General features: G+C 54.2%; 16 protein-coding genes. 12 read left to right on the top strand and 4 right to left on the bottom strand.

Annotated elements, in window-relative coordinates; translation table 11 throughout:
* The first annotated feature begins 100 nt into the window (after positions 1-100).
* From cydD to infA, 4 genes are all read left to right on the top strand, one after another.
* Positions 101-1,867 (top strand): cysteine/glutathione ABC transporter permease/ATP-binding protein CydD, encoded by a 1,767-nt coding sequence (gene cydD, locus ABK821_RS07750; RefSeq protein WP_138360444.1) that lies wholly within the window; start codon positions 101-103, stop codon positions 1,865-1,867.
* Positions 1,868-3,589 (top strand): cysteine/glutathione ABC transporter ATP-binding protein/permease CydC, encoded by a 1,722-nt coding sequence (cydC, locus tag ABK821_RS07745; RefSeq protein WP_343178252.1) that lies wholly within the window; start codon positions 1,868-1,870, stop codon positions 3,587-3,589.
* 40 nt (positions 3,590-3,629) lie between these two features.
* Positions 3,630-4,334: a leucyl/phenylalanyl-tRNA--protein transferase gene (aat, locus tag ABK821_RS07740; protein WP_308560850.1), complete on the top strand. Its 705-nt coding sequence runs from the start codon at positions 3,630-3,632 to the stop codon at positions 4,332-4,334.
* 439 nt (positions 4,335-4,773) lie between these two features.
* Positions 4,774-4,992 carry a translation initiation factor IF-1 gene (infA, locus tag ABK821_RS07735; RefSeq protein ID WP_002211347.1) on the top strand — a complete coding sequence of 73 codons (219 nt, stop codon included), beginning with the start codon at positions 4,774-4,776 and terminating at the stop codon, positions 4,990-4,992.
* 329 nt (positions 4,993-5,321) lie between these two features.
* On the opposite strand, the gene clpA is transcribed toward infA, so the two are convergent.
* Both clpA and clpS read right to left on the bottom strand, forming a co-directional pair.
* Positions 5,322-7,604 (bottom strand): ATP-dependent Clp protease ATP-binding subunit ClpA, encoded by a 2,283-nt coding sequence (gene clpA / locus ABK821_RS07730; protein ID WP_343178251.1) that lies wholly within the window; start codon positions 7,602-7,604, stop codon positions 5,322-5,324.
* A gap of 31 nt (positions 7,605-7,635) precedes the next feature.
* Positions 7,636-7,953, bottom strand: coding sequence for an ATP-dependent Clp protease adapter ClpS (gene clpS, locus ABK821_RS07725; RefSeq protein ID WP_138360440.1), 318 nt, complete (start codon positions 7,951-7,953; stop codon positions 7,636-7,638).
* A 326-nt stretch (positions 7,954-8,279) separates the two neighbouring features.
* Between clpS and cspD the strand changes: the two genes are divergently transcribed.
* On the top strand, positions 8,280-8,501 hold the full coding sequence (cspD, locus tag ABK821_RS07720) for a cold shock-like protein CspD (RefSeq protein ID WP_002896516.1): 222 nt from the start codon (positions 8,280-8,282) through the stop codon (positions 8,499-8,501).
* Between the two features lie 204 nt (positions 8,502-8,705).
* On the opposite strand, the gene ABK821_RS07715 is transcribed toward cspD, so the two are convergent.
* The gene (locus tag ABK821_RS07715) at positions 8,706-10,364 is read right to left on the bottom strand and encodes an ATP-dependent endonuclease (RefSeq protein ID WP_308560851.1); all 1,659 of its coding nucleotides are present in this window, start codon (positions 10,362-10,364) and stop codon (positions 8,706-8,708) included.
* Positions 10,365-10,759: 395 nt separating this feature from the next.
* Between ABK821_RS07715 and aqpZ the strand changes: the two genes are divergently transcribed.
* From aqpZ to hcr, 4 genes are all read left to right on the top strand, one after another.
* Positions 10,760-11,455, top strand: coding sequence for an aquaporin Z (gene aqpZ, locus ABK821_RS07710; RefSeq protein ID WP_138360438.1), 696 nt, complete (start codon positions 10,760-10,762; stop codon positions 11,453-11,455).
* A gap of 173 nt (positions 11,456-11,628) precedes the next feature.
* Positions 11,629-12,528: a lysine exporter LysO family protein gene (locus ABK821_RS07705; RefSeq protein ID WP_343178250.1), complete on the top strand. Its 900-nt coding sequence runs from the start codon at positions 11,629-11,631 to the stop codon at positions 12,526-12,528.
* A 145-nt stretch (positions 12,529-12,673) separates the two neighbouring features.
* The gene (gene hcp / locus ABK821_RS07700; protein WP_343178249.1) at positions 12,674-14,326 is read left to right on the top strand and encodes a hydroxylamine reductase; all 1,653 of its coding nucleotides are present in this window, start codon (positions 12,674-12,676) and stop codon (positions 14,324-14,326) included.
* An 11-nt stretch (positions 14,327-14,337) separates the two neighbouring features.
* Complete coding sequence (gene hcr / locus ABK821_RS07695; protein ID WP_343178248.1) at positions 14,338-15,306, top strand: NADH oxidoreductase; 969 nt, start codon at positions 14,338-14,340, stop codon at positions 15,304-15,306.
* A gap of 368 nt (positions 15,307-15,674) precedes the next feature.
* Here hcr and ABK821_RS07690 read toward each other — a convergent pair whose 3' ends face one another.
* Positions 15,675-16,109, bottom strand: coding sequence for a DoxX family protein (locus tag ABK821_RS07690; protein ID WP_138360434.1), 435 nt, complete (start codon positions 16,107-16,109; stop codon positions 15,675-15,677).
* A 150-nt stretch (positions 16,110-16,259) separates the two neighbouring features.
* On the opposite strand from ABK821_RS07690, the gene poxB reads away from it, so the two are divergent.
* Genes poxB through ABK821_RS07675 form a run of 3 tightly spaced genes read left to right on the top strand, consistent with a single transcriptional unit; the run spans position 16,260 to position 20,462 of the window.
* Positions 16,260-17,978 carry a ubiquinone-dependent pyruvate dehydrogenase gene (gene poxB, locus ABK821_RS07685; RefSeq protein ID WP_343178247.1) on the top strand — a complete coding sequence of 573 codons (1,719 nt, stop codon included), beginning with the start codon at positions 16,260-16,262 and terminating at the stop codon, positions 17,976-17,978.
* A 39-nt stretch (positions 17,979-18,017) separates the two neighbouring features.
* Positions 18,018-19,019, top strand: coding sequence for a low-specificity L-threonine aldolase (gene ltaE, locus ABK821_RS07680; protein WP_138360432.1), 1,002 nt, complete (start codon positions 18,018-18,020; stop codon positions 19,017-19,019).
* Between the two features lie 9 nt (positions 19,020-19,028).
* A complete protein-coding gene (locus ABK821_RS07675) occupies positions 19,029-20,462 on the top strand; it encodes a DUF2867 domain-containing protein (RefSeq protein ID WP_138360431.1) in 1,434 nt (477 codons plus the stop codon).
* The last annotated feature ends 10 nt before the right edge of the window (positions 20,463-20,472 follow it).

The raw sequence follows: 20,472 nt of genomic DNA, 5'->3' as shown, positions 1-20,472 counted from the left end.
TAACAAAGGTAAATAAGGCGACGAAAAGTCGCCTTTATTTTTGCCTCGTTGTAACATTGTCGTGCCCAAAAAACCCATAACAACACCTGCTAAGCGCGCAATGAACAAAAGCCGTCAACAAGAGTTAACCCGTTGGTTAAAAGATCAAAGCATTATCTCCCGTCGCTGGGTGATGATTTCCCGTCTGTTGGGCGTCGTTAGCGGCTTGCTAATCGTTGCTCAGGCCTGGCTGCTGGCGCGGATCCTCCATCGCATGATCATGGAAAATATCCCCGCAACGGCGCTGCTGCTGCCTTTTACGTTACTGGTCCTGGTCTTTGTGCTTCGTGCCTGGCTCGTGTGGCTGCGTGAACGGGTTGGTTTTCAGGCTGGTCAATATATCCGCACCGAGATTCGCCGTCAGGTCCTCAATCGCCTGCAGCAGGCGGGACCGGCGTGGATACAGGGTAAACCTGCAGGAAGCTGGGCAACGCTGATCCTTGAACAGATCGACGATATGCATGACTACTATGCGCGCTATCTGCCGCAGATGACGCTGGCGGCCTGCGTGCCTTTACTGATTGTCATCACCATTTTCCCTGATAACTGGGCGGCGGCGCTTATCCTGCTGGGTACCGCGCCGCTAATTCCGCTGTTTATGGCGTTGGTCGGAATGGGGGCGGCAGATGCCAACCGACGAAACTTTCTTGCTCTTGCACGTTTGAGCGGCCATTTTCTCGATCGTCTGCGCGGCATGGAAACGCTGCGAATTTTTCACCGCGGCAACGCGGAAACGGACAATATTCGCCAGGCCTCCGAAGATTTCCGCCAGCGGACGATGGAAGTGCTGCGCCTGGCGTTTCTCTCTTCCGGCGTGCTGGAGTTTTTCACCTCGCTCTCTATTGCGCTGGTCGCCGTTTATTTTGGTTTCTCCTATCTGGGCGAACTCAATTTTGGTCATTACGGCACGGGGGTGACCTTGATGTCCGGTTTTCTGGCCTTGATTCTGGCCCCGGAGTTTTTCCAGCCGCTACGCGACTTAGGGACTTTTTATCATGCCAAAGCTCAGGCTATTGGTGCCGCGGACAGCCTGAAAACCTTTATGGAAACGCCGCTGGCTCAGGCCGAACGTGGTGAAAAGATATTAAGCGATAATGAAATGGTTAGTCTGGAAGCTCGCGACCTGTTGATTAAATCCCCGGAAGGGAAAGTGCTGGCCGGGCCGCTGAATTTTTCATTACGCGCGGGTGAACGCGTCGTGCTGGTTGGGCAAAGCGGCTCGGGCAAAAGCTCGTTACTTAATACGTTAACCGGCTTTCTTCCCTATGATGGCTCGCTCAGCGTTAACGGCGTAGAGTTAAACAGCCTCGATGCCAACCACTGGCGAAGTCTCCTGAGCTGGGTTGGACAAAACCCGCAGTTGCCTGCAGCGACGCTACGCGAAAACGTGCTACTGGCATGCCCTGAAGCTACCGAGGCGCAGTTACAGCTTGCGCTGGATAAAGCCTGGGTCAGCGAATTTATCTCCCAGTTGCCGCAAGGGATCAACACACCGCCCGGCGATCAGGCGGGTCGGCTGTCGGTTGGCCAGGCGCAACGCGTCGCCGTTGCGCGGGCGCTGCTGATGCCGTGTCGCCTGTTACTGCTCGATGAACCCGCAGCCAGCCTGGATGCTCACAGCGAGCAGCGGGTTATGCAGGCGCTCACAGACGCATCAATGCAGCAGACAACATTAATGATCACCCATCAACTGGAAGATCTTGCGCAATGGGATGCCATCTGGGTTATGCAGGATGGCCAAATTGTCGAGCAAGGCAGTTATTCGCAGTTGGCTTCTGCTGGCGGCCCCTTCTCAAGACTGCTCGCTCATCGTCAGGAGGAGATTTAAATGCGCGCATTATTGCCTTACCTGGTGCTATACAAACGGCACAAATGGCTGCTGTTGCTCGGCATCGTGCTGGCTATTGTCACGCTACTGGCCAGTATTAGCTTGTTAACGCTGTCCGGTTGGTTTCTGTCTGCATCCGCCATTGTTGGCGTCGCGGGTCTCTACAGCTTTAACTATATGCTGCCTGCCGCTGGCGTACGCGGCGCGGCAATTATTCGCACCGCTGGCCGCTACTTTGAACGTCTGGTGAGCCACGACGCCACCTTCCGCGTCCTGCAACATCTGCGCGTGTTTACCTTCAGTAAACTGCTGCCGCTCTCCCCTGCCGGGCTGGCGCGCTTTCGTCAGGGCGAGTTGCTGAACAGAGTGGTTGCTGATGTCGATACCCTGGATCATCTCTATCTCCGCGTGATATCGCCGCTGGCAGGCGCTCTGGTGGTGATACTCGTTGTCACTGTCGGTCTGAGCGTACTGGATGTGACTCTGGCCCTGACTCTCGGCGGCATTATGCTGTTCACCCTGCTGGTACTGCCGCCGCTGTTTTATCGCGCGGGCAAGCCGGCAGGTGAAAGCATGACTCAACTTCGCGGACAGTATCGCCAGCAGCTCACCGCCTGGCTACAGGGGCAGGCGGAACTGATGCTGTTCAACGCCAGCGATCGTTATCGGCAGCAGATGGCAAAAACCGAAGTTCGTTGGCAGGATGCACAGCGTCGCCAGGCGGAGCTCACCGCGCTCTCCCAGGCGCTGATGTTACTGATTGGCGGTATTGCGGTTATCACCATGCTGTGGCTCGCCTCTGCGGACGTAGGCGGTAATACTCATCCAGGTGCGCTGATTGCGCTGTTTGTTTTCTGTGCGCTGGCGGCGTTCGAAGCTTTAGCACCGGTCACCGGCGCATTCCAGCATCTGGGTCAGGTGATCGCCTCGGCGCAGCGGATCACGCAAATCACCGAGCAGCAGCCGGAAGTGACCTTTCCCCAGGGAACGACGGCCACGCCGCAGCAGGTGGCATTGAGCTTCAATCAAGTCACCTTTCGCTATCCTCAGCAGCCCGCCCCCGCGCTGGAGAATGTATCGTTACAGGTCAAGGCCGGGGAGCATATCGCCATTCTGGGACGAACAGGTTGCGGGAAATCGACCCTGTTGCAGTTGCTGACGCGTGCCTGGGATCCGGCTCACGGCGAAATATTACTCAACGACCAGCCTCTGGCACACCTTACTGAGGCGACGCTACGCCAGACAATGAGCGTCGTGCCGCAGCGCGTGCACCTGTTTAGCGCCACGCTGCGCGATAACCTGCTGCTGGCCTCCCCTCATGCCAACGATGCTCAGCTTTCAGCAACGCTTGAGCGCGTGGGTTTAGAAAAATTGCTTGAAGACAGCGGCCTTAATAGCTGGTTGGGTGAAGGCGGCCGCCAGCTCTCCGGCGGCGAGCTGCGCAGGCTGGCTATCGCCCGCGCCCTGCTTCATGATGCGCCGCTTATGCTGCTTGATGAACCCACCGAAGGACTGGATGCAACAACGGAAAGCCAAATCCTTGATTTACTTGCGCAAGTGATGCGTCAAAAAACCGTATTAATGGTGACGCATCGTCTGCGCGGGCTTGCGCGTTTTAATCAGATAATTGTCATGGACAACGGGAAGATTATTGAGCAAGGTAGTCACGCAGAACTGCTGGCTGAACAGGGGCGTTACTACCAGTTTAAGCAGCGCCTGTAAGTCATTATTGAATCTTTGCCTGTGATGTACTGAGGTAAAAATGCGCCTGGTTCAGCTCTCTCATCATTCCATCGCCTTCCCTTCCCCGGAGGGCGCTTTGCGTGAGCCTAATGGTTTATTAGCGCTAGGAGGCGATCTTAGCCCGGCGCGTTTGCTGATGGCCTATCAGCGCGGTATTTTCCCGTGGTTTTCGCCGGGTGACCCTATTTTATGGTGGTCCCCCGACCCGCGGGCGGTACTATGGCCGGAGAAATTCCATCTCAGCCGCAGTATGAAGCGCTTTCATCAGCGTTCGCCTTATCGTGTCACGTTGAATTACGCCTTTGGCCAGGTCATTGAAGGATGCGCCGATCACCGTGATGAAGGAACATGGATAACGCCGGGTATCGTTCAGGCGTATCACCAGTTGCATGAGTTGGGCCATGCCCATTCTATTGAAGTGTGGCAGGGAGATGAATTAGTCGGCGGCATGTACGGCGTCGCACAGGGCGCGCTATTTTGCGGAGAGTCGATGTTCAGCCGTGCGGCAAACGCCTCTAAAACGGCATTACTGGTCTTTAGCCAGATCTTTATGCAGAACGGAGGAAAATTAATCGATTGTCAGGTTCTCAATAAGCATACCGCCTCTTTAGGCGCGGTAGAAATCTCCCGCCGCGATTATCTCGACTATCTCTCAGTGCTGCGAACCTGGCGTCTGCCGGAGCGATTCTGGGTGCCCAGGATGCTATTTGCAGGCGATGCATAAATGTTTTCAGCACATTTTTTGCTGGGATGGTATAATTGCGCGGTAGAGTAGCTTCTGCCCGTTGCCCCGTCGCCGTTTGGGAATAATAAGAGTCAGATAACGCCCATCGTTCTGTCACTCCCCTTTACGTTTGCGCCTGTCACCCGGTTTATCCGCGTGAATTGCGGGCAATGCGCCGAAACGACTTCGGCGATTTTACCCTAAATAATTCAAGTTGCGGGACACTGAATCCTCCAACGGCTACAGCAGGCGGCCGGGATAAACGACAATCTGCACGTTGTTCGCCACGAGGGCGATACTCAGGGATATTCCGGGTACATGCTGTCAACGCGCATGCAACTTGAAGGATGGCGGGTATATGTAAAACTTTACTTACTTGCTGAACTTCGGCATTATCTTGCCGGTTCAAAACTACGGTAGTGATACCCCAGAGGACTAGATGGCCAAAGAAGACAATATTGAAATGCAGGGCACCGTACTTGATACGTTGCCTAACACTATGTTCCGCGTAGAACTGGAAAACGGTCACGTGGTAACTGCGCATATTTCCGGTAAAATGCGTAAAAACTACATCCGCATTCTGACGGGCGACAAAGTGACTGTTGAGCTGACCCCGTACGACCTGAGCAAAGGCCGCATTGTCTTCCGTAGTCGCTGATCGTTTTTGCACCTGAGGTGCCAGATGCAGAAGGCCGGGATATCTCCCGGCTTTTTCGTTTATTTCCGATCATCCCAGGCTGATACTTGCCCCAATATTGGCTACCTGTACGGCAGTGAACCTCATTGGTCTGGTAATACCCGGTGTAACTTTTTTCTAAGCTACCTGTACGGCAATGCATCCAACACGTTCCGCTCTACCATAAAGTTATCGTTAAAATTAACCGACCAATTCTATCGATCCCCCTAATATCCAAGGTTAAAAAACGTCCAGCACAAGGATGTAAAAAAACCGGCCCAAAGGCCGGTTATAGATGCACGACTATAAGATTAATGCGCCGCTTCCGGTTTGTGCTTCTGCGCACTCTGGAAGCCGTAGGTCAGCGCGTTTTTCTCTTTATCCAGTTTAACGGTCACCTGACCGCCATCAACCAGTGAACCAAACAGCAGTTCGTTGGCCAGCGGTTTTTTCAGATTGTCCTGGATCACCCGCGCCATTGGACGTGCGCCCATGGCCCGGTCATAGCCTTTCTCCGCCAGCCAGTCACGCGCTTCCTGGCTAACTTCAAGCGACACGCCTTTCTGATCCAGTTGAACCTGCAGTTCGACGATAAACTTATCCACCACCTGGTGAATAACCGTCGTCGACAGGTGATCGAACCAGATAATGTTATCGAGACGGTTACGGAACTCCGGCGTAAAGATCTTTTTAATCTCATCCATCGCATCCGGGCTATTGTCCTGATGGATAAGACCAATGGATTTACGCTCGGTTTCGCGCACTCCGGCGTTGGTGGTCATCACCAGCACCACGTTGCGGAAATCCGCTTTGCGGCCGTTGTTATCGGTCAGCGTGCCGTTATCCATCACCTGCAGCAGCAGGTTAAAGACGTCCGGGTGCGCTTTTTCAATTTCATCCAGCAACAGCACCGCGTGCGGATGCTTAATCACCGCATCGGTCAGCAGCCCGCCCTGATCGAAACCAACATAGCCCGGAGGCGCGCCAATTAAACGGCTGACGGTATGACGCTCCATATATTCGGACATATCAAAACGCAGCAGTTCAATACCCAGAGACTTCGCCAGTTGCACGGTGACTTCGGTTTTCCCGACTCCGGTCGGCCCGGCGAACAGGAAAGAACCGACTGGTTTGTGTTCATGACCAAGCCCGGCACGCGCCATCTTGATGGCTTCAGTTAATGCCTCAATCGCCTTATCCTGACCAAAGACCAGCATCTTCAGACGATCGCCGAGGTTTTTCAGCGTATCGCGATCGCTGCGGGAAACGCTCTTTTCAGGAATACGCGCGATCCGTGCCACCACGGACTCAATATCCGCCACGTTAACCGTTTTCTTACGTTTGCTCACCGGAATTAAGCGCGCCCGCGCTCCGGCTTCGTCAATCACGTCAATCGCTTTATCCGGCAGATGACGATCGTTAATATATTTCACCGCCAGCTCCACCGCGGCACGCACCGCTTTGGCGGTATAACGCACGTCGTGGTGCGCTTCGTACTTCGGCTTCAGGCCGTTGATAATCTGCACCGTCTCTTCCACGGAAGGTTCGGTGATATCGATTTTCTGGAAGCGACGCGCCAGCGCACGATCTTTTTCAAAGATATTGCTGAACTCCTGGTAGGTCGTCGAACCGATCACCCGGATCTTGCCGCTGGAGAGCAGCGGTTTAATCAGATTAGCGGCATCGACCTGCCCGCCGGAAGCGGCTCCCGCGCCAATGATGGTGTGGATTTCATCAATGAACAGAATGCTACTGGTGTCCTGTTCCAGTTGCTTGAGCAGCGCCTTGAAGCGTTTTTCAAAATCACCGCGATATTTGGTGCCTGCCAGCAGCGAACCGATATCCAGAGAATAAATCGTACAATCTGCCATGACTTCCGGCACATCGCCCTGCACGATACGCCAGGCAAGCCCTTCGGCAATGGCGGTTTTACCGACGCCGGACTCTCCCACCAGCAGCGGGTTATTTTTGCGGCGACGACAAAGAACCTGAATAGCACGTTCCAGCTCTTTCTCGCGGCCGATCAGCGGATCGATACCGCCAACGCGAGCAAGCTGATTGAGGTTGGTGGTGAAGTTTTCCATACGATCCTCCCCGCCTGCTTGCTCTTCACTGCTGCCAGACTGGCTGGCGCTGTTATCAGCAGATTGGCCTGGCTCATCTTTACGCGTACCGTGAGAGATGAAATTCACCACATCAAGGCGGCTGACTTCATGTTTACGCAGCAGATATGCCGCCTGGGACTCCTGTTCGCTAAAAATTGCGACCAGGACATTGGCGCCAGTGACTTCGCTACGTCCGGAGGATTGAACGTGGAAAACGGCACGCTGCAGCACGCGCTGGAAGCTCAGCGTCGGCTGAGTGTCGCGCTCTTCTTCCGTTGCAGGCAGAACGGGCGTGGTCTGTTCGATGAAGGCTTCAAGTTCCTGACGCAGCGCGACCAGGTCCACTGAACACGCTTCAAGCGCTTCGCGGGCCGAAGGGTTGCTAAGCAGCGCCAGCAACAAGTGCTCGACGGTCATGAACTCATGACGGTGCTCGCGCGCTCTGGCGAAAGCCATGTTTAAACTGAGTTCCAGTTCTTGATTGAGCATAGGCACCTCCCCCAAGTTTTGTTGCCTGTATTCAGGCTTTTTCTAGCGTACACAACAACGGATGCTCGTTCTCCCTCGCGTATTGATTCACCATCGAGACTTTGGTTTCCGCGACTTCTGCGGTAAACACGCCACAAATCGCTTTACCTTGATAATGGACCATTAGCATCAGTTGCGTTGCACGTTCAACATCATAAGAAAAGAATTTTTGTAACACGTCAATAACAAATTCCATTGGCGTGTAGTCATCGTTGACTAATATCACTTTATACATAGATGGCGGTTTAAGCGCATCTTTAACTTCGTCCTCTACGAGCTGCTCGAAGTCCAGCCAGTCTTTCTTACTCATCGTCACTGTTCATCATCGGTTGCTGTAGCCAACAGGCGGTGGCCTGTCAATGACCAAAGGCTATGCACATCACAAATCTACAATAGATCATAGATAATTATCATCTATTACTTCCATCCGCGACGTCTGTCACATTCCCCGGCAATAGCGTTAACTGCTTCAAGTTTTGACGCATTTTTCACCGTCTCCCCACGTCAATCGCTTGACGCATTTCCTGATTTCTCTAAATTGTAGTGGCGAGAGTTGGCGAGCAATTGAACAACTCGTCACTCCACTATCGGTTCATTCCATCTTACTTATATAAGATTTACGAAGGATGTCGAAGTATGGAAATGGGTACTGTTAAGTGGTTCAACAATGCTAAAGGGTTCGGTTTTATTTGCCCTGAGGGCGGCGGCGAAGACATTTTCGCCCATTATTCTACCATCCAGATGGATGGTTACAGAACGCTAAAAGCCGGACAAGCCGTTCGGTTTGATGTTCACCAGGGGCCAAAAGGTAACCACGCCAGCGTGATTGTCCCTGTGGAAGCGGAAACGGCCGCATAACTCTTTTGCTTCATTGTGTACATCCCGCCAGCAAAATGCCAGTCCTTCTGACTGGCATTTTTTATCGTCACTCGCAGGCCCGGCGACATCACCGCCACCGGACTCAGCAACAGCTTTAATCTACATGTGGCCCGTTCAGCGGTTTTCAAGGCCAGACCAGATATCACACGCCCCAGGTAAAACAGAGAGTAGCCGCAGAGTAAGCTAATCCGCCCGACCGCGCGCCAGCCATAGCACACGCGAAAACATTTTTTTCAACAGCGCCGGCACCGCATCCACGCCGCGACGGCCTGCCTCCATCGCCACCTCAATCGCCAGGTCCGGTTTTGACGAGCGATGAATCGCCTTGGTAATCACCCGCCGCATGTTCATTGGCAGATTCATTGGCAATTGCGCCACCCGGTGGTAAACATCATCGAACCCCTGACGATACATAAAATGTTCCATATCCATTGCCGGTAGTGCCGTCAGGTGATCGCGTTCCAGCATTTTATCGTCATTCAACAGCCCGCGAACCGTCGCCGCATATTTTTTCCCGGCCTCATCGCCATCGACCAGCACATGCCACTCAATACCCATACGCCGCGCGAATTTAATAAGCGGTTTTAATCCCGACTGGGCGAACTCAATAACTTTCACCCCTTCCGCATCAAAGTGATGACCGCACTGACGGGCCAGCTCGTTAATAACCCAGGTTTCCGTTTCACCTTCGACCAACAGCCAGCAGCGGGCAAACAGCGATGACGCGCGGTTAAAACGGATATGAAAAGCGATACGCCGACTGTCTTCCGCATTCATCCCGCCGGGCCCGAGCCGCCAGGCTGACACCCGCGATGATTCACGCACCAGTCGGCAAACGTACTCAACGGGCGTCAGCGACAATAATTCACCGGAATTAGTGGTCGTCACTCTCTGTAACGGCAACAAATTGAGCAAATGCCAGGCCACAGACAACATAATAGGATGCAACCGGGTCTCAGGATCCTCAATCAGCAGTAACGGTCGCGCGTCGCGATCGAGCCGGACAGTTCCTTTTGCCTGCAATAGCGTAGCGAATAAACCCAGCAAAATGACCCGATGGCTGCGGCCGCCGGGCTTATCGATCATCCGGTTGATAATATCCAGATAACGCCAGCTACGTTGTTCATCGTGTGAATAGCGGCGCATCAGGCGGTTACGCGATTGCGCGCTGCTCTGCTCGGCAAAATAGTGTTCCAGTAACTGCACCATTGCCGACAGCCCTTGCCGTATCTGGCTATCGGTCAAATTTTGCGGGTGATGCACCAGCTCACGGGAGAGAAAATCAAGCTGGCGGGCAGTAATCTCAATCTGTGGAGAATGCGGCACGGTACCGTTGTGGATCCGCCGCATAAATCGGGCATCGCGCAATCGCAGAACGGGCATTAATCTCACCAGGTGCCGGGCCAGCTCGTCAATATCCGCCAGTTCCAGGGCCTCCCCTTCGCCATTGATAAAACTACGCAGCGTCATGACGCCATCATCATCGGCAAGCTCTCCCTCCAGGCGATAAAAAATCCGCTGAAAACCATCATCACAGGGTACCCAGCAATGACTAAGGGGCCGATAACGACGCACCCGATAACGACCGGGGTCATTTTCACGGAAGGTCAGGATAATATGCAAATGACGCTCTCGCCCCTGAATATCACCGGGCGGAAACCAAAAATCCTCACGGACAAAATGGTAAAGTTCAGACTCTGGCGATAAGAGTAACGTCAGGGCATCCAGCAGGCTGGATTTACCCCATGCATTTTCGCCAATCAGCACGTTATTTTGCTCCAGCATCAACGATAAACGGTTGATACCGCGGAAGCCTACAATTTCGACGCGCTCAAGATGCATATCCCCTCCGCCCGCTAGCCACTTTATCCTTCAATTATCAGCAGTATATACCCGTCGGACTGCTTGTTGCAGATATACTGGCAATAACCCGGTGCCCCCCTGGTCTTCGCCCTTTCGTGACCAGCGCGAACCACATTCAAAACGGTTAATCGTTTTTGCCCTGCAACTCGAATTATTTAGAGTATATATCATTTAATCCAGATAATAATTCATCATCTATATGTTCGTTTTTTAACCACACCTATTCGAAATTAAATAACATCACTTTTTTAGCTGGTCTCCGGATGAAAACATCCATAGAATAACGCTCCTTTATTTTTATCGTCGCATTTGTGCCGATAAATAAAAGCCGAGACGGCAACTTATGTTGGTTTACGTTTTTTATTGAGGTCGTTATGTTCAGAAAATTAGCAGCAGAATGTTTTGGTACATTCTGGCTGGTGTTTGGTGGTTGCGGTAGCGCTGTACTGGCCGCAGCGTTTCCGGAATTAGGCATTGGCTTTGCCGGCGTCGCGTTAGCCTTCGGTTTAACTGTATTAACCATGGCGTATGCCGTGGGCCATATTTCCGGCGGGCATTTTAATCCGGCGGTCACTTTAGGTTTGTGGGCTGGCGGCCGCTTCCCGGCAAAAGAGGTCATTGGCTATATTATCGCTCAGGTTATCGGCGGTATTATTGCCGCCGCTATTTTGTATGTTATTGCCAGCGGTAAAGCAGGTTTTGACGCGGCTGCCAGCGGTTTCGCCTCTAACGGTTATGGCGAGCACTCTCCAGGCGGTTTCTCAATGCTTTCCGCGATTGTGATTGAGATTGTCCTGACCTGCGGCTTTTTGCTGGTTATTCATGGCGCAACCGATAAGAATGCCCCGGCAGGCTTTGCTCCCATTGCCATTGGCCTTGCGCTGACGCTGATTCACCTGATCAGTATCCCGGTCACCAACACCTCGGTGAACCCGGCGCGCAGCACCGCGGTTGCGCTCTTCCAGGGCGGCTGGGCATTACAACAGCTGTGGCTGTTCTGGGTGATGCCGATTATCGGCGGTATTCTGGGTGGCGTGCTGTACCGCACCTTGCTCGAAAAGCGCGATTAATGGATTAAGATCCGGAGTATCGGGTGGCGGCTATGCCTCCCTGGCCTGCGGTCATAGAGCAATATGTAAGCCGGGTAAGCGTTAGCGCCGCCCGGTTTTTTTACACCTTTACCTGACAGCCTTTATTGGGTAGTGTCATTGCGCAGTTTCGCATATAAAGGACCCGGCTGTTCATGTTTTCAGGACTTTTCATCATTTTGGTTCCGCTGATTGTGGGCTATCTTATTCCGCTTCAGCATCAGGCCGCATTAAAACTGATCAACCGGCTGTTAAGCTGGATTGTCTATATCATTCTCTTTTTTATGGGAATTAGCCTGGCCTTTCTCGATAATCTTGCCAGCAATCTACTGGCGATTCTCCATTATTCAGCGGTCAGCATCGTTATTATCCTGCTATGCAATATTGCGGCCCTGATGTGGCTTGAGCAAAAAATACCGTGGCGAAATCATCACCGCCAGGAAAAATTACCTTCCCGTCTCGCAATGGCCATGGAATCTCTCCAGCTATGCGGCATAGTGCTTATTGGTTTTTTGATTGGGCTGAGCGGCATCCCTTTTTTACAACACGCCACCGAGGCCAGCGAATATACGCTAATTTTCCTTTTGTTACTCATCGGTATGCAACTGCGTAATAATGGCATGACCCTACGGCAAATCATCCTTAATCGCCGTGGAATAATTGTGGCGGTCGTGGTCATGATCAGTTCGTTATTGGCTGGCGTCATCAATGCCTTTATTCTCGATCTGCCGTTAAAAACCGGTCTGGCAATGGCTTCCGGATTTGGCTGGTATTCGTTGTCCGGGATTTTACTGACCGAATCGTACGGGCCGGTTATTGGTAGCGCCGCGTTTTTCAACGATCTTTCCCGGGAACTGCTGGCAATTATGTTTATTCCCGGCCTGGTACGACGCAGCCGTTCAACCGCACTCGGCCTGTGCGGAGCGACATCAATGGACTTTACGCTACCGGTCCTGCAACGTTCAGGCGGCGTGGAAATTGTCCCGGCAGCTATCGTTCATGGCTTCATTTTGAGTCTGCTGGTACCCATTTTGATGGCCTTTTTCTCCGCATAATCCCTTTCTGGCGGTTGTTTTCGACCGCCAATTTTGCGCTAAATCAATCTCCCTGTAAGTTGTATCAGAAATACCTTTTCTCATCTCCCCCGCAGGCATAACCTTAAACATGTATATTAAATATAACTTTAAAAAAGGTGTGACCATGTTTTGTGTGCAATGTGAACAAACCATCCGTACTCCGACGGGGAACGGCTGCTCCTACGCGCAGGGTATGTGCGGTAAAACAGCGGAAACGTCCGATCTCCAGGATCTGCTGATTGCGTCCCTGCAAGGTCTGTCTGCATGGGCTGTTAAAGCCCGTGAATATGGCATCATCGATCATGACGTTGACAACTTTGCCCCGCGTGCATTTTTCTCCACTCTGACCAACGTTAACTTCGATTCTCCGCGTATCGTCGGCTATGCCCGTGAAGCGATCGCCCTGCGCGAATCACTGAAAGCGCAGTGCCAGAACATCGATGCAAGCGCCACGGTAAACAACCCGATGGCCGACCTGCAACTGGTCAGCGACGATCCGGGCGATTTGCAACGTCAGGCCGCCGAATTCACCCCGAACAAAGACAAAGCCGCTATTGGCGAGAACATCCTCGGCCTGCGTCTGCTTTGCCTGTATGGCCTGAAAGGTGCGGCAGCGTACATGGAGCACGCCCACGTTCTGGGCCAGTATGACAACGACATCTACGCGCAGTACCACAAAATCATGGCGTGGCTGGGCACCTGGCCTGCCGATATGAACGCTCTGCTGGAATGTTCTATGGAAATCGGCCAGATGAACTTCAAAGTGATGAGCATCCTTGATGCCGGTGAAACCACCAAATACGGCCACCCGACCCCGACTCAGGTTAACGTGAAAGCGGTTGAAGGTAAGTGCATCCTGATCTCTGGTCATGACCTGAAAGATCTGTACAACCTGCTGGAGCAGACCGAAGGGACTGGCGTGAACGTCTATACCCACGGTGAAATGCTGCCCGCGCACGGTTACCCGGAACTGCGTAAATTCAGACACCTGGTCGGTAACTACGGCAGCGGCTGGCAGAACCAGCAGGTTGAATTCGCCCGCTTCCCTGGCCCTATCGTGATGACCTCTAACTGTATCATCGACCCGACCGTTGGCGCGTATGACGACCGTATCTGGACGCGCAGCATCGTCGGTTGGCCGGGCGTAAACCACCTGGAAGGCGAAGATTTCTCTCCGGTTATCGCCCAGGCGCAGCAGATGGCAGGCTTCCCGTACAGCGAAATCCCGCATCTGATCACCGTTGGTTTCGGTCGCCAGACGCTGCTGGGCGCAGCAGACAGCCTGATCGACCTGGTCAGCCGCGAAAAACTGCGTCACATCTTCCTGGTGGGCGGCTGTGACGGCGCGCGTGGCGAACGTAACTACTTCACCGATTTCGCGACCAGCGTACCGGATGACTGCCTGATTCTGACGCTGGCCTGTGGTAAATACCGCTTCAACAAACTGGAATTCGGCGACATCGAAGGTCTGCCGCGTCTGGTTGACGCCGGTCAGTGTAACGACGCTTACTCCGCCATCATTCTGGCCGTCACGCTGGCAGAAAAACTGGGCTGTGGCGTGAACGACCTGCCGCTGTCTCTGGTGCTCTCCTGGTTCGAACAGAAAGCGATCGTCATCCTGCTGACGCTGTTGTCTCTGGGCGTGAAAAACATCGTGACCGGGCCGACTGCGCCAGGTTTCTTCACCCCGGATCTGCTGGCTGTCCTCAACGAGAAATTTGGCCTGCGTCAGGTCACCACCGTTGAAGAAGATATGCAGCAACTGTTGAGCGCGTAAGGAGTTTTAGAATGACGATGCCAACCACTCAGTGTCCGTGGCGAATGCAGGTACATCACATCCATCAGGAAACCCCGGATGTGTGGACTCTCTCATTACTGTGTCACGATCACTATCCGTACCGTGCCGGTCAGTATGCGCTGGTGAGCGTTCGCAACGCTGCGGATACGCTGCGGGCCTACACCCTTTCGTCCACGCCGGGCGTCAGCGAGTACATTACGCTGACGATCCGTCGCATTGATGAAGGCGCAGGTTCACAGTGGTTAACCCGCGAGGTGAAACGCGGCGACTCTATCTGGCTGTCCGATGCGATGGGCGACTTTATCTGTGAAGACAAAGCCGAAGACAAGTTCCTGATGCTGGCGGCCGGTTGCGGCGTCACGCCAATTATGTCGATGCGTCGCTGGCTGGCAAAATACCGCCCGCAGGCAGATGTGCAGGTGATCTTCAACGTGCGTTCGCCGCAGGATGTGATTTTCGCTGAGGAATGGCGTCAGTACCCGGTCACGCTGGTCGCGGAGAACAATGCGACCCACGGTTTCGTGTCTGGTCGCCTGACCACTGCGTTACTGAAAAACGTGCCGGACCTGGCATCGCGCACCGTCATGACCTGCGGCCCGGAGCCGTACATGGACATGGTTGAGCAGGAAGTGAAAGCGCTCGGCGTAACGCGCTTCTTTAAAGAGAAGTTCTTTACGCCAGTTGCCGAAGCGGCAACCGGGGGCCTGAAGTTCACCAAACTGCAACCGGCGCAGGCGTTTTACGCGCCTGTCGGCACCACGCTGCTGGACGCGCTGGAAAGCAATAAAGTTCCGGTAACCGTGGCATGTCGTGCTGGCGTATGCGGCTGCTGCAAAACCAAAGTGGTTTCCGGTGAATATACGGTCAGCAGCACCATGACGCTGACCGATGCGGAAATCGCCGACGGTTATGTGCTGGCCTGCTCCTGCCATCCGCAGGGCGATTTAGTTCTGGCCTGATTATTCAGCATTACCGATGTTATCCATGCCACCCGGCGGTTTGCCGGGTGGCATTTCTGCTTCTGCGCAACCCCGTCGGCGGTGAATGACAACCCAATATGCCCGTCCTATTCAAAGCGTATTTATACCCGTCATACTTCAAGTTGCATGTGCGTTGGCTTTCCTTGTTCACCCCAGTCACGTACTGGAGTACGCTCCCGGGGATTCACTGCGTCGCCGCCTTCCTGCAACCCAAATAATTTATGGCATAAAAATCAATAACTTAAAATCACCCTTTAAAAAGGGTTAAAGAACGGATAAGCAAACACCCTGGCGTACAGGACCCAACCAGGGTGAGCAGACTGGGTGATAAAAAAACGACATCCGACCTATCGCCAGGGTGAATTACCCGCTAACGAATATTTCCCGGCCCCCATAAAAGCGATCGCCAGCGCACCGACAAAGAAATAGACCAGGCTCTCAATCGCCCAGGCACCTACCGCATCCAGCGCAAAGGTTTTACCTGCGCCGACCATCAGCCAGGCCACAACCATAGTAAAAGCTATCACCAGCGCTGCCGGACGAGTGAGGATCCCCAGAATCAACAGACAAGGCGCAACCACCTCTCCCACCAGCACGCCATAAGCGATAAATCCCGGCAATCCTTTTGCCACCAGCATATTGCTGATACCGCCAACACCATCAAATAGCTTATGCAACCCGTGAAACAGCATCAGCCCGCCGACGGCAAGTCGTAATAAGAGTTTGCCGAAGTCGTCATGAGACAATATTCTATTAACGCTATTTAACAATAATTTAACCATCTGAAATGATTCCTGTTTACCGCTCTGTGAGAAGACAGATTATGCGGAATTTCCGAAGAATAAAACCAGTTGAAAATGAGAGATACGCAAACGTAACAGCCAGTTTCATCTAAGCTTGTAAGCGTTATCACAAAAAGGAGATGGAAAACCATGAAACAGACCGTTGCCGCTTACATTGCAAAAACACTTGAACAGGCTGGCGTGAAACGTATCTGGGGCGTGACGGGCGACTCCCTGAACGGCCTGAGCGACAGCCTGAACCGGATGGGGACGATTGACTGGATGGCCACACGCCATGAAGAGGTCGCCGCCTTCGCCGCTGGCGCTGAAGCACAACTCACCGGTGAACTGGCGGTATGTGCGGGCTCATGCGGGCCGGGTAACCTGCATTTGATTAACGGTCTGTTCGACTGTCACCGTAATCACGTCCCGGTTCTGGCCATTGCTGCCCATATCCCTTCCAGCGAAATCGGCAGCGGCTATTTTCAGGAGACCCACCCACAAGAGCTGTTTCGCGAATGCAGCCACTATTGCGAACTGGTATCCACCCCGGAGCAGATCCCGCAGGTACTGGCGATCGCCATGCGTAAAGCGGTCATCAACCGTGGCGTATCGGTTGTCGTGCTACCAGGCGACGTCGCGCTGAAACCGGCGCCGGAAAGCGCCAGTAGCCACTGGTATCATGCCCCGCAGCCGGTTGTAACTCCGGCTGAGGAAGAGCTGAAAAAACTGGCACAGATCTTACGCTACGCCAGCAATATCGCCCTGATGTGCGGCAGCGGCTGTGCGGGCGCGCATAACGAGCTGGTGGCATTCGCCGCCAAAATTAAAGCGCCCATTGTTCATGCGCTGCGCGGCAAAGAGTATGTGGAGTACGACAACCCTTACGATGTGGGCATGACGGGATTGATCGGCTTCTCTTCAGGCTTCCATACCATGATGAATGCCGATACCCTGATTCTGCTCGGCACTCAGTTCCCCTATCGCGCCTTCTACCCGACTGACGCCAAAATCATTCAGATTGATATCAATCCAGCCAGCATTGGCGCGCACAGTAAAGTCGATATGGCGCTGGTCGGCGATATTAAATCCACCCTCGCCGCGTTATTGCCGATGCTGGAAGCAAAAACCGATCGTAAATTCCTTGATAAGGCGCTGGAGCACTATCGCGACGCGCGTAAAGGACTGGATGATTTAGCGAAACCCAGCGATAAAACCATCCATCCGCAGTATCTGGCGCAGCAAATTAGCCGCTTTGCCGACGATGACGCCATTTTTACCTGCGACGTCGGTACGCCGACCGTCTGGGCCGCACGTTATCTGCAAATGAACGGTAAACGTCGCCTGCTGGGGTCGTTCAACCACGGTTCAATGGCTAACGCCATGCCGCAGGCCATCGGCGCGAAAGCCACCGCCCCGGACAGACAGGTGGTTGCCCTCTGCGGCGACGGCGGCTTTAGCATGCTGATGGGGGATTTTCTTTCGCTGGCGCAGATGAAGCTACCGGTGAAGATTATTATCTTCAATAACAGTATTCTCGGTTTCGTGGCAATGGAGATGAAAGCCGGGGGTTATCTCACCGACGGCACCGAGCTGCATGACACCAACTTTGCCCGCATCGCCGAAGCCTGCGGCATCAAAGGCATTCGGGTAGAGCGCGCAGCGGATGTTGATGACGCGCTGCAAACCGCCTTCAGCAGCGAAGGTCCGGTCCTGGTCGATGTGGTGGTCGCGAAAGAAGAACTGGCGATCCCGCCGCAGATCAAACTGGAACAAGCGAAAGGTTTCAGCCTGTATATGTTACGCGCCATTATCAGCGGCCGCGGTGACGAAGTAATCGAACTGGCGAAAACCAACTGGCTAAGGTAAAACAGACGGTATCCCCCTGAAGCAACTCAAGGAAATGCCGTGATAGATTTACGCAGTGATACCGTCACCCGTCCGGGCCGCGCCATGTTAGAAGCAATGATGGCCGCTCCGGTCGGGGATGATGTTTATGGCGACGACCCTACCGTTAACGCACTCCAGCGCTATGCCGCTGAACGGGCGGGCAAAGAAGCCGCGCTCTTCCTGCCAACGGGCACCCAGGCCAATCTGGTCGCCCTGCTCAGCCACTGTCAGCGCGGCGAAGAGTATATTGTCGGCCAGGGCGCCCATAACTATCTCTACGAAGCTGGCGGCGCGGCGGTACTTGGCAGTATCCAGCCGCAGCCCATTGATGCCGCCGCTGACGGCACGTTGCCGCTGGATAAGGTTGCCGCGAAGATCAAGGCGGATGATATCCATTTTGCCCGCACTCGCTTACTCAGTCTGGAAAACACCCATAACGGCAAAGTGCTGCCGCGTGAATATTTAAAACAGGCATGGGAATTTACCCGCGAGCGCGGTCTGGCGCTACACGTTGACGGCGCGCGTATTTTTAACGCCGTCGTGGAATATGGCTGCGAGCTGCGCGACATCGCGCAATATTGTGATTCATTTACGATTTGCCTCTCAAAAGGCCTCGGTACGCCGGTGGGGTCGCTACTGGTGGGGAGTCAGGCGTACATTCACCGCGCTATCCGCTGGCGGAAGATGGTCGGCGGCGGGATGCGCCAGGCCGGGATTCTGGCGGCGGCGGGCCTGTATGCGTTACAAAACAACGTCGCGCGCTTAAAAGAGGATCACCAGAATGCGGCGTGGATGGCAGAGCAACTGCGCGCCATTGGCGCTGACGTGACTCGCCATGACACCAATATGCTGTTTGTCCGCGTCGGCGAAGACGATGCCGCCGCGCTGGGCGAATACTTACGCGAACGTGACGTGCTGATCAACGCCTCGCCCGTTGTGCGCCTGGTGACGCATATTGACGTTACCCGTCAGCAGCTTGCCGAAGTGGTTGATCACTGGCAGGCGTTTTTAACGCGTTAAGGAGTCGGCGTGTTGCAACGCATCCTGGTACTCGGCGCCAGCGGTTATATTGGCCAGCATCTGGTGAATCGACTCAGCGAGCAAGGCTTTCCGGTGCTGGCGGCGGCACGCCATATCGACAGGCTGAAAAAACAGCGTCTCCCCGGCGTTGAGTGCTATCAACTTGATTTAAACCAGCCGGACGGGCTGCCCGAACTGCTGGCTCAGGCTGATACCGTTTACTACCTGATACACGGAATGAGCGAAAGCGGCGACTTTGTCCGTCATGAGCGACAGGTCGCCCTCAACATGCGCGATGCATTGCGCAAAGTTCCGGTCCGCGAAGTCATTTTTTTGAGCTCATTGCAGGTCGCGGAGCGAGAACAATCCGACCATCTGCGGGCCCGCCAGATCACCGGCGACCTGCTGCGCGAATCCGGCGTACCGGTAACGGAAATTCGCGCCGGCATTATCGTCGGCGCGGGTTCCGCCGCTTTCGAAGTGATGCGCGATATGGTTTACAACCTGCCGGTGCTGACGCCGCCGCGCTGGGTGCGCTCGCGCACCACGCCGATTGCGCTGGAAAACTTACTCTACTATCTGCTGCAGTTACTTAATCACTCCGCCAGCGAACACCGCGTTTTCGAAGCCGCCGGGCCGGAGGTTTTAAGCTATCAGCAGCAGTTTATCCGCTTTATGGCGGTCAGCGGCAAACGCCGCCCGCTGATCCCCATCCCTTTTCCCACAAGCTGGATTTCGGTCTGGTTTCTCAACGTCATTACCTCGGTACCGCCAACAACCGCCAAAGCGCTGATCCAGGGACTAAAGCACGATCTTATCGCCGACGATCGCGCCCTGCGGGCCCTGATCCCTCAACCGTTGATCGCGTTCGATGAAGCGGTGCGCCGCACGCTAAAGGAAGAAGAGCAACTGGTGAACTCCGGCGACTGGGGCTACGACGCCCAGGCCTTTGCCCGCTGGCGGCCCGAGTATGGCTACTATGCGAAACAGGCCGGTTGTACCGTGAGCACTCACGCCAGCCTCGCCGCGCTGTGGAAAGTCGTCAATCAAATCGGCGGTAAAGCGGGGTACTTCTTCGCTAATATCCTGTGGAAGACTCGCGGGGCGATGGATCTGCTGGTTGGCCACCGGCTGGCAAAGGGCCGCCCACCGCGGGATTACCTGCAAACCGGCGACACTGTGGACAGCTGGAAGGTTATTATCGTCGAGCCGGAGAAACAGCTCACCTTACTGTTCGGCATGAAGGCACCCGGCCTTGGTCGCCTGAGTTTTACTCTGAGCGATAAAGGCGATCGTCGCGAACTGGACGTTCGCGCCTGGTGGCACCCACACGGTATGCCGGGCCTGCTTTATTGGTTGCTGATGATCCCGGCCCATCTGTTTATTTTTCGCGGCATGGCGCGACGTATCATCCGGCGGGCGGAGCAAATCACCAGCAATTAGAGTATACCAA

This window comes from Klebsiella sp. KE9456, assembly GCF_043832615.1.
Lineage (GTDB): Bacteria > Pseudomonadota > Gammaproteobacteria > Enterobacterales > Enterobacteriaceae > Klebsiella > Klebsiella indica.
The sequence above is the reverse complement of the archived record's forward strand: the minus strand, read 5'-3'. Positions and strand labels throughout refer to the sequence as shown.

What these genes read in the sequence shown, in the direction of transcription:
- cydD (WP_138360444.1), top strand. Translation starts at nt 101, where the DNA reads ATGAACAAAAGCCGTCAACAAGAGTTAACCCGTTGGTTAAAAGATCAA.
- cydC (WP_343178252.1), top strand. Translation starts at nt 1,868, where the DNA reads ATGCGCGCATTATTGCCTTACCTGGTGCTATACAAACGGCACAAATGG.
- aat (WP_308560850.1), top strand. Translation starts at nt 3,630, where the DNA reads ATGCGCCTGGTTCAGCTCTCTCATCATTCCATCGCCTTCCCTTCCCCG.
- infA (WP_002211347.1), top strand. Translation starts at nt 4,774, where the DNA reads ATGGCCAAAGAAGACAATATTGAAATGCAGGGCACCGTACTTGATACG.
- clpA (WP_343178251.1), bottom strand. Translation starts at nt 7,604, where the DNA reads ATGCTCAATCAAGAACTGGAACTCAGTTTAAACATGGCTTTCGCCAGA.
- clpS (WP_138360440.1), bottom strand. Translation starts at nt 7,953, where the DNA reads ATGAGTAAGAAAGACTGGCTGGACTTCGAGCAGCTCGTAGAGGACGAA.
- cspD (WP_002896516.1), top strand. Translation starts at nt 8,280, where the DNA reads ATGGAAATGGGTACTGTTAAGTGGTTCAACAATGCTAAAGGGTTCGGT.
- ABK821_RS07715 (WP_308560851.1), bottom strand. Translation starts at nt 10,364, where the DNA reads ATGCATCTTGAGCGCGTCGAAATTGTAGGCTTCCGCGGTATCAACCGT.
- aqpZ (WP_138360438.1), top strand. Translation starts at nt 10,760, where the DNA reads ATGTTCAGAAAATTAGCAGCAGAATGTTTTGGTACATTCTGGCTGGTG.
- ABK821_RS07705 (WP_343178250.1), top strand. Translation starts at nt 11,629, where the DNA reads ATGTTTTCAGGACTTTTCATCATTTTGGTTCCGCTGATTGTGGGCTAT.
- hcp (WP_343178249.1), top strand. Translation starts at nt 12,674, where the DNA reads ATGTTTTGTGTGCAATGTGAACAAACCATCCGTACTCCGACGGGGAAC.
- hcr (WP_343178248.1), top strand. Translation starts at nt 14,338, where the DNA reads ATGACGATGCCAACCACTCAGTGTCCGTGGCGAATGCAGGTACATCAC.
- ABK821_RS07690 (WP_138360434.1), bottom strand. Translation starts at nt 16,109, where the DNA reads ATGGTTAAATTATTGTTAAATAGCGTTAATAGAATATTGTCTCATGAC.
- poxB (WP_343178247.1), top strand. Translation starts at nt 16,260, where the DNA reads ATGAAACAGACCGTTGCCGCTTACATTGCAAAAACACTTGAACAGGCT.